Below are 8,979 nucleotides of genomic sequence, written 5' to 3'. Positions count from 1 at the left end.
GTGCATGGCTATTTCATATGTGTTTTTTTTGTTTTTTAACTGTCATTTGGTATAGCCATGTTATCTTTATTAGTGTTTGTGCACTGTTCGGTGCATGGCTATTTCATAATTTCAATTTAAGTATGTTAAAAAACGATTCTCTATAAAAAATCCTGGGGTGAATTAATAAAATCTGGATAAATATAATCTTTTTTGTCCTTTGTCCAAAACCTCAAAATAGTCTGGTAATACTTATATATTAATTGTTTTTCAATTGATGAAATAAAAAAGCAGTTAAAAAACCTAAGGGTTCTTAACTGCTTTACTTTATTCTCCTATAAAATTCGTTCCTTTTAGCCTTAATTAGTTGACGATAGTTCCCAATGAAAATCCTACTCCAATAGTAAGGCCTAAGCTTGTGTTTGTTGTGTTTGGTCCGTTTGCAGCTTCAATGTTAATTAGTCCCAGTGCATAACGTAAATCAGTATTTAACCAAATGCGGGGAGTAATTAGGTAATTGAATCCAATTGTAGCATTAACACCAAAATCCAAAGGGGCGTAAGCTCTTCCTGTATTTACTTCCATTCCATCAATTTTTTCTGAACTGTTTACAAGAAAAGAAACATAAGGTCCAAGACCAATTTTTGGCCGAAAACTTTCTGTTAGGTCGTAGAAATAAAGCCCCTGGATGGGTAAGTGCAAATAATTTAGGGAAATATTTAATTCCCTGGATGATCCATTGGAAGGAATTTCAATTTTAGCACCCATTGGAACATACATTAAATCAGCTGCTATTCCGAAACTTCGATTCCAACTGTAAACCATCATAACACCAAATGTTGGAGCTATCCTTGAACTGGTATTTTGATCCTCCATAGATAAGCCGCTCATATTAATACCCACTCTGGGTCCAATGGAAATGGTATTTGGATTAACTAAGTCCTGAGCTTTTACATTAAGGAAAAAAAGGAAAATACTTACCAAAATAAAAATCGTTTTTTTCATGATTTCAATTGTTTAATATTTTTTCTAGTTTATGTGATACAAAATTCAATCCGAATTAGGGATGAGATGGATCTAATAAGCAAGCAATGAAATAAATTGATATTAAAAGGATTGGATTTTATAGAATGTCATTTTTTGAGTAAAATGATTTACTGGAAAATAATACATTAATCCTTTATTCTACTGTTTCTATAAACACTTCTGCATTTTTTTTTATTTAACATGCACTAATTCAATTATTAGGACAAAATAAAAAAGTCTGAAGATTTTATTTAATGATCACTATTTCCCAATCTGCAGGCTTTTTAATTACCATGATGGTAACATCAGAACTTTCAGTTTCAACTATTTGTTTTTGTAATCGAATAGCAGCAACTTCACTTCCAAGAGTTAAATTGTCTATTTCTATTCTATGGATAAAATCAGGCAGTACCGGTTTATGGAAGGTTACTCTTTTTTCGATAGCATTAATATCAATTTTAATACAGGCTTGTAATAACATATATAAAGCCCCAACTGCCCAGGCTTGTGGTGAACAGGCAACTGGATAAGCAATTGGACCTTCCCCAAATTGCCTTTCAAAACCACAAAATAGCTCGGGTAATCTCTGAAGATCAATATACATTGTTGCCTGGTAAAAACTGCTTAATATTTTCAAGGCCTCTTTTTGCAATCCATATCTTGCTAAACCAAAAGCAATTAAAGCATTATCATGGGGCCAAACAGAACCATTGTGATAAGACATTGGATTATACCTTACCTCCTCAGAGGAAAGTGTTCTTATTCCCCATTGTGAGAACATTTCCTTTGCAAATAGTGTATTAACTAAAGGCATTACATATTCCTGATTTACTATTCCTGAAAATAAACAGTGCCCAACATTTGAAGACTTAACCCTGCAAGGTTCTTTGTTTCCATCAAGTGCAAGAACAAAGCACTGCAATTCCTCATCCCAAAATGCCTCATTAAATTTTTTTTTCAATAGTTCGGCCTCTTCATTCAATTTGTTTGATAAAGCCTGGAAACCTAAAGCATTTGCAAGGAAAGATGCATTTTTTTTTGCATCAAAAACATAAGCCTGAACTTCACACAAGGCAATGGGGGAGTTGGCCAAATCACCATTTTTATGACTTACAGAATCGTATGAATCCTTCCATCCCTGGTTGTATAGACCTTGTTCAGAATGATGCTGATATTCTACAAATCCATCCCCATCCAAATCTCCATATTTTTCTATCCATGCAAGTGCTGCTTCAATATTTTTCCAAATCTTTTTTATTGTTTCCAAATCATTAGTGCGCTTGTAATATGCGCCTGCCAACACAATAAATAAGGGTGTTGCATCTACAGTTCCATAATATAATTTAAATGGAACTTCGCCTAATTCAGCCATTTCTCCTTCCCGTGTTTCATGAAAAATTTTTCCTGGTTCTGAATCCTGGTAATAATTGGTTGACTTGGATTGGGTTTGAGCCAAATAAAATAAAACACCTTTTGCAATATCAGGATATACCCATAAAACCTCAAGGGCTGTAATAATACCGTCTCTTCCAAAAGCAGTATTATACCATGGAATTCCAGCATATGGATATCTACCGTGCGGAGTGTGAGCGATCAATGAAATAAGGTCAACTCTTGAGCGGTTGATCCAATGATTAAAAAAACCATTTTCAGTTGTTATTCCTGCTATTTGCTTCTTCTCTTTTTCCAACTGAATATTTAATTGTTTATAGCAATTATAAAAATCCATTTGTTCGGTTTTAATTGATTTAGAACCGATTTCAAAAGAAATACTATAACTCAGTTCAAAGGCTATTAAAGGTTGTAAAACAACTTTGTAATTAAGCTCTGAACCTATACTATTATCAGGCAGTGGAAAAAAAGTGAATTCAGTCTTTCTGCTAATATTATCAAGACCCAGATAGGTGAAAGTGAATTTCTCTAAATTTTTATTAATTTGTACAGTCTCACCTCGATTTTCCCGCTTGATCCCTCTGATTTCAAAAATATCTTTAAAATCAGCATCAATAGAAAACGAAAAATTCAGCTCATGAGCACTTCTATTGTAATTAATCAAGGTTATTTTTTCATGGCACATGCCGTTCTTTATAAACTTGATTCTACTAATGTGAATGGATCCTTTTATTAAGGTTATTTCTCCATTAATTATAACATCTACATTGGTTAAATCTGCATGTAAAATATCATTTTCTTCCCGAATAGCAGAACTCAATAATACTGGCCTTTCACCATTAACTTTAAATTCAAGCTCAGAAACAAAGCGAGTTCCTGCATGGTAAATTCCCTGTGCTTCCTTCCCGATCAGATTAATGTCTCCCCATAAATCAAACACACCAAAAGTATCCGCATTATTTAACACAAATACCCTGCTATCAGCATAAGTTGATGTAGCAGAAATGTAATAATTGTCTTCAATTTTAATCCGGTTACTCATAAAATAGCTTAAAAATTAATAATTGACAGTATTTGAAAAGACTTTTTTCTTTAGTATTTGTTCATAAATTTTCAAATAATCATTTGTCATTCTTTCAGCAGAAAATTTTTCTTCAAAAATTGCTCTGCATTTCGCCCTGTCAACTGAATTTATATTAGTAATTGCTTTAACTCCAGCTTCTATTGAATCAATAATGAACCCGTTTTCCCCTTCAGTTAATATTTCCGGTACTGAACCCTTGTTAAAACCTATTACAGGGGTGCCACAAGCAAGGGATTCAATCATAACTATGCCAAAGGGCTCTGGCCAGTCAATAGGAAAGAGCAAGGCAATTGCATTTCCCAAAAAATCACCTTTTTCTTTTTCACCAATTTCCCCGATAAATTCTATTAACTCATTATTTAGAAGTGGTTTTATTGTAGTTTGAAAATATATTTCATCCACATTACTTATTTTTGCAGCAATAATCAATTTAATTCCAGATCGCTTTGCAATTTCTATTGCTCGTTCTACCCCTTTTTCAGGAGATATCCTTCCCAGGAAGGCTAAATATTTACCTTGACTTGGATAGAATTTATATAAATTAAAAGGAAGCCCATGATAAACCGTTCCTACCCAGTTTGCATAAGGGATTGGAATACGCTGGTTATTCGAAATTGAGATTAAAGGTATTCCGTTAAAAACGGTGTATACATTTTGCAAATCAATAATATCTAATCTCCCATGTACTGTGGTAACGTGGTTAACCTCTTTATTAAGGGATGAAGATGGAAAGTGAAAATAATCAGTATGGTAATGCACTATATCAAATTCGGAAATCCTGTTTTGGACCAATTGCAATTGTACAATATGATGGGCAAATGGATCAACACATTGCTGATTTAATCGTAAGGAATTATCACATATTGAAACCAGTTCAGCATTGGTTCTTGAATCCCCCGAAGCGAAAAGAGTTACATGATGACCTTGTTTAATGAGTTCTTCAGTAAGGTAATAAACAATGCGTTCGGTTCCGCCATACATTTTTGGTGGAATACTCTCATACAAAGGTGCAATTTGGGCAATTTTCATAAATTAATTGAATGAATATACTTTTCATCCAGCCAATTCAAGTGCCAAATATTAATGAACCATAATTATATATTTATTTATTAGCTCTTTGATATAAATGAATATATATAACAAAAAGATGAAATATTAATATAGATTTATTGGGAAAATAAAATGGGTTAAAAATTCAATCAAGAATTTTTAACAGGTATTTAAGAAAACTATTAGTTTGCTTAAATAAAAAGACCATATAATTCAAATAGATTGAACTTAATTTAAAGGTTAAGTAAAGTGAAAAAGAAATCGATTAAATTAATTTCTTATTTATTTAATGGGGCTCCAACGGCAATAGCACAATCATGGCCTGGTTCACCGTGTGCAGGATTAGTTCCATTGGCAGCAATAACCTTTTCAACGGGTTGAGAAAATGTAGGTGTAGTAGATAAATCAGGCTGGGAAATGGTGGTAATAGCAGCTTGTCCAGGATCTGAATCTAAGGGCGCACCAACCGCAATTTCACAACGATGCCCTGGCTCGCCATGTACTGGATTAAGGGCACCAGTATTAAATTCATTAACATTATGGGCCTCCACAGGCAAAACATCTATATTGTTTTCGGTACCAATGGTTTTATTATCAACAGATTGGTTACATGCCGAAAAATTCAAGGCAGAAAATAATATTAAAAAATAGAATGCAATTTTCATGTTGTTCGTTTTTTTAGTAAAAGCAACTAAACAAGTAATTTTATACTAGCTTTAATTAACATAATACAAAAGTACAGAAATCAGCAGAGAAAGGCAAATATTCATTTGTCAAATAGTTTTTAAGTAAACCAGGTTTTTCAAATGCCTTTTCTCCATATTAAGTGATAAAGCTTTTAATCTAATTTGAATTTATACTATCCGTTTCTTGATGAAACATTTACTCAAAATGTGACTTTTTTTCCACTTGTTCTGCAAAACATTTGGGATTAAAAATGAAAATCTCCCTTTAATCCACACATAATTTAAAAATTTATTGCAGGCTCAATATTTGATGATTCGTGCATTAAAAAATCTATTTACCTAAAAATAATTCCTGAAAATGAAAAACATAGATGAGGCCAATTTCAAAGGAAAAAAAGTGCTCTTAAGAGTTGATTTTAATGTTCCCTTCAATGAAATGCAAGAGATTACCGATGATACAAGAATAAGGAAAACAATTCCAACCATTCGAAAAATAATAAGAGACGGTGGTTCAGTAATTATAATGACACATTTAGGTAAACCAGAAGGTGAGTTTAAAGAGGAACTATCTTTAACAAATGTGCTTCCTGTTTTAAGCGAACTGTTAAAACTAGAAGTTCTTTTTGCTGATGATTGCATTGGCAATCAAGCTGTTTCACTTTCCAGAGGCTTAAAAAAAGGAGAAGTTCTTTTGTTGGAGAACCTAAGATTTCACAAAGAAGAAGAGGAGGGAAGCGAGGATTTTGCAAGAAAACTTGCATCTCTTGGTGATGTATATGTAAATGATGCCTTTGGAGCAGCCCATCGCCCTCATGCATCAGTTTCTGTTTTGCCTCAATTTATTAAAGAAAGGTATGCAGGTATATTGTTTTTAAAAGAACTTGAGAAAATAAATAAGATAATGGAAAATCAGCAAAAACCATTTATTGCAATAATTGGTGGGGCTAAAGTATCCGATAAGATAAAAGTTATTGAAGTATTGTTGGATAAAGTGGATTATTTACTTATTGGTGGGGCTATGGCTTATACTTTTGTTAAGGCTAAAGGCGGAGATATAGGAAGTTCCATTTATGAAAAAGATGCTTTGGATAAGGCCCTGGCTTTATTAGAAAAAGCAAAACAAAACAATGTAAAAATAATGCTTCCCCTAGATTCTATGATTGTGGATATGGATGAGGCTAACGATCCCGAAGATTCACAAACTGACCAAATACCTGAGCATTTTAAAGGAATGGACATTGGTTTTGAAGCAAGAGGCATGTTTGAGGATATTATTGATAACTCAAAAACCATACTTTGGAATGGACCAATGGGTGTGTTTGAAATCAATGAATTTGAAGGTGGTACAAAAGCAATTGCAAAAGCTATTGCTAATGCTACCCGAAATGGTGCATTTTCCCTTATAGGTGGGGGGGAAACATCCGCAGCGGTAAAAAAATTCGGTTTAACAGACCAGTTCTCTCATGTTTCAACAGGAGGGGGAGCGCTTTTAAAGTATATTGAAGGTAAACAATTTCCCGCTATTAAGGCTTTAGAAGAGGTTCATGCTTACGCAGAGCAAAACAAATAATAATGCAGGAAATTTCAGTTGTAGCCGGTATCGATGTGGGAGGATTTACAACCGAAATTGGTTTAGTTGATGCCTTTGGGACTTGTTTTGAAAAATGCATACTAACCACGAGTGAATTTACTGAGGTAAATGAATTTGTTAAACAATGTTTAAAGGCAATTAATCAACTTAAAAATGAATCCAGGGAAAATTTGGCAATAAAAGCAATTGGAATTGGTGCTCCAAATGCAAATTTTTACCGTGGAACAATTGAATATCCTGTTAATCTATCCTGGAAGGGTATAATTCCCTTTGTAAAGCTATTTAACCAAAATACAGAACTTCCTGTTGCATTAACCAATGATGCAAATGCTGCTGCTATTGGGGAGAAATTATTTGGTGGTGCAAAAAAAATGGATAATTTTTTAAGTTTAACTCTTGGTACAGGATTGGGAAGCGGTATTTATACAAATGGAAAAATAGTACATGGCCACCAGGGTTTCGCAGGTGAAATGGGGCACATTATAATGCATGAAAATGGGAGAATGTGCGGATCGGGAATACGCGGATGCCTGGAAGCTTATGTTTCAGCCGAAGGAATTAAAAGGACAATTTATTATATGCTTTCTGATTCAAAACAAAATAGTGAATTCCGGGATATTACCTTTAATAACTTAACAGGTGAACAAATTACCCAAGCAGCAGAAAATGGAGATACAATAGCTATAAAAGCATTTGAATATACCGCAGCTATTTTGGGCAAAAAATTGGCAGATATTGTTTCTATTCTTGACCCTGAGGCAATTTTTTTTGGAGGAGGACTGGCAAGAGCAGGTGATTTATTACTGGCTCCTGCTAAAATAGCCATGGAAGAAAATTTGCTCCCCGTATTTAAAAATAAAATCAAATTGCAAATCTCCGAATTACTGGATAAAAACAGTGCAATATTAGGTGCGAGCGCCCTTGGCTGGGATCTTGTAATAAATAAAAAAAAAATTAAACCAATACTATAGTGCCATCAAAATTGGGTAGCAACCATTCTTTGTTATGGTAAAATTACCGCTCCATTTTTTACAATTGCTGGAGTATCCATGACGGGCTGTATAAGAATACTCCCCACTTTCTAATTCTTTAATATAATTGCCATAGGTTGTTGTACAATTAGGAACATAATTATAGGAGGAATAAATACTTCCTTCGTGGTTTCCAGGTGAAATGGTTACAAATATATCGCCACTGGTGCAAGCACTATAATTGAAGTTCCTGTAAAAAATCACCTTGCCTTTATCAGCCTCTACTATCAATGATTTAGAGTATTCATCTGATTTTGTCTTGTTTTTTGAATAGGCTTTTAATGTAATAGAATATTGTCCTTCCTTACTGGGAGTATATGTTAAATCTTTCGTTGAAAATTCTTCTATGAAATAATTCGCGTAATTTAATACTTCCCATTTAAAGAAATGACCTTCAATAGTCTGGTTTATTATTTTGATTTCCTTGCCAGGTAAATTTCCCTCATTAGAAACCTTAAAATAAGCATCAGGAGTTTTTTCCTGACAGGATGCAATTATAAATATTAGTATCAAACCAAATATATACCTCATTGGAAATTGTTTTTTTTGTAAAACTATAAAAAATGAACAGATATATTGTAATGAAAACGATTTATAAAATTAACTTTAAAAACTAAATAGTATAAAATGGATGGAACAAATCGAGCTGATATTAAATCAGGATTAATTGTAAAGATAGTTACAAAGCAAAATCAAAAATCAGGAATACTTACACAAGGGATCGTAAAAGATATTCTTACAAATTCGCCAATGCATCACCATGGAATTAAAGTGAGGCTGGAAAATGGAGAAATTGGCAGGGTAAAGCAAATCATAGGATAAAAGAAGACCAATATTCTATAATGACAGTATTAAGACATTTATTTTTCTTTTTTTCCTTTAATGAGAATAATCAAAAGATAGGTAAGTAAAAATAATACCGCTGCAGTAATTGCCAATTGTATTGTTTCTATAATTAATGCAAATACAAGGTATATTATAATCGCAATTAATAGTCCAATTATTAATAGCTTTTTTAAATTCATCCAATTCTTTATTAAATAGAATTAAATTTAATATTTTAAAACCTGATTTTAAAATTGTATGTAATGAGCATAAAATCGTATTGTTACATTTATATATTTGCCCTATAATTAATAT

General features: G+C 32.9%; 8 protein-coding genes. 3 read left to right on the top strand and 5 right to left on the bottom strand.

The window, feature by feature from the left end; all coding sequences use genetic code 11:
- Positions 1-342: 342 nt before the first annotated feature.
- The 4 genes from H0V01_11135 to H0V01_11120 all read right to left on the bottom strand — a co-directional run bounded on the left by H0V01_11135 (position 343) and on the right by H0V01_11120 (position 5,196).
- Positions 343-984 (bottom strand): PorT family protein, encoded by a 642-nt coding sequence (locus H0V01_11135; protein MBA2583923.1) that lies wholly within the window; start codon positions 982-984, stop codon positions 343-345.
- 268 nt (positions 985-1,252) lie between these two features.
- Positions 1,253-3,439, bottom strand: a complete 2,187-nt coding sequence (locus H0V01_11130; GenBank protein MBA2583922.1) for an amylo-alpha-1,6-glucosidase — start codon at positions 3,437-3,439, stop codon at positions 1,253-1,255.
- Between the two features lie 15 nt (positions 3,440-3,454).
- Entirely contained in the window at positions 3,455-4,510 is a 1,056-nt protein-coding gene (locus H0V01_11125; protein ID MBA2583921.1) for a glycosyltransferase family 4 protein, read from the bottom strand.
- Positions 4,511-4,809: 299 nt separating this feature from the next.
- Positions 4,810-5,196, bottom strand: coding sequence for a hypothetical protein (locus tag H0V01_11120; protein ID MBA2583920.1), 387 nt, complete (start codon positions 5,194-5,196; stop codon positions 4,810-4,812).
- Positions 5,197-5,575: 379 nt separating this feature from the next.
- Between H0V01_11120 and H0V01_11115 the strand changes: the two genes are divergently transcribed.
- Positions 5,576-6,787, top strand: a complete 1,212-nt coding sequence (locus tag H0V01_11115; protein MBA2583919.1) for a phosphoglycerate kinase — start codon at positions 5,576-5,578, stop codon at positions 6,785-6,787.
- 2 nt (positions 6,788-6,789) lie between these two features.
- Positions 6,790-7,779, top strand: a complete 990-nt coding sequence (locus tag H0V01_11110) for an ROK family protein (GenBank protein ID MBA2583918.1) — start codon at positions 6,790-6,792, stop codon at positions 7,777-7,779.
- On the opposite strand, the gene H0V01_11105 is transcribed toward H0V01_11110, so the two are convergent.
- Positions 7,774-8,370 (bottom strand): hypothetical protein, encoded by a 597-nt coding sequence (locus H0V01_11105; protein ID MBA2583917.1) that lies wholly within the window; start codon positions 8,368-8,370, stop codon positions 7,774-7,776. The genes H0V01_11110 and H0V01_11105 overlap by 6 nt on opposite strands.
- Positions 8,371-8,466: 96 nt before the next feature.
- Between H0V01_11105 and H0V01_11100 the strand changes: the two genes are divergently transcribed.
- Complete coding sequence (locus H0V01_11100; GenBank protein ID MBA2583916.1) at positions 8,467-8,661, top strand: YwbE family protein; 195 nt, start codon at positions 8,467-8,469, stop codon at positions 8,659-8,661.
- The last annotated feature ends 318 nt before the right edge of the window (positions 8,662-8,979 follow it).

The sequence above is a fragment of the Bacteroidota bacterium genome (assembly GCA_013696965.1).
Lineage (GTDB): Bacteria > Bacteroidota > Bacteroidia > JACCXN01 > JACCXN01 > JACCXN01.
The sequence above is the reverse complement of the archived record's forward strand: the minus strand, read 5'-3'. Positions and strand labels throughout refer to the sequence as shown.

What these genes read in the sequence shown, in the direction of transcription:
- H0V01_11135 (MBA2583923.1), bottom strand. Translation starts at nt 984, where the DNA reads ATGAAAAAAACGATTTTTATTTTGGTAAGTATTTTCCTTTTTTTCCTT.
- H0V01_11130 (MBA2583922.1), bottom strand. Translation starts at nt 3,439, where the DNA reads ATGAGTAACCGGATTAAAATTGAAGACAATTATTACATTTCTGCTACA.
- H0V01_11125 (MBA2583921.1), bottom strand. Translation starts at nt 4,510, where the DNA reads ATGAAAATTGCCCAAATTGCACCTTTGTATGAGAGTATTCCACCAAAA.
- H0V01_11120 (MBA2583920.1), bottom strand. Translation starts at nt 5,196, where the DNA reads ATGAAAATTGCATTCTATTTTTTAATATTATTTTCTGCCTTGAATTTT.
- H0V01_11115 (MBA2583919.1), top strand. Translation starts at nt 5,576, where the DNA reads ATGAAAAACATAGATGAGGCCAATTTCAAAGGAAAAAAAGTGCTCTTA.
- H0V01_11110 (MBA2583918.1), top strand. Translation starts at nt 6,790, where the DNA reads ATGCAGGAAATTTCAGTTGTAGCCGGTATCGATGTGGGAGGATTTACA.
- H0V01_11105 (MBA2583917.1), bottom strand. Translation starts at nt 8,370, where the DNA reads ATGAGGTATATATTTGGTTTGATACTAATATTTATAATTGCATCCTGT.
- H0V01_11100 (MBA2583916.1), top strand. Translation starts at nt 8,467, where the DNA reads ATGGATGGAACAAATCGAGCTGATATTAAATCAGGATTAATTGTAAAG.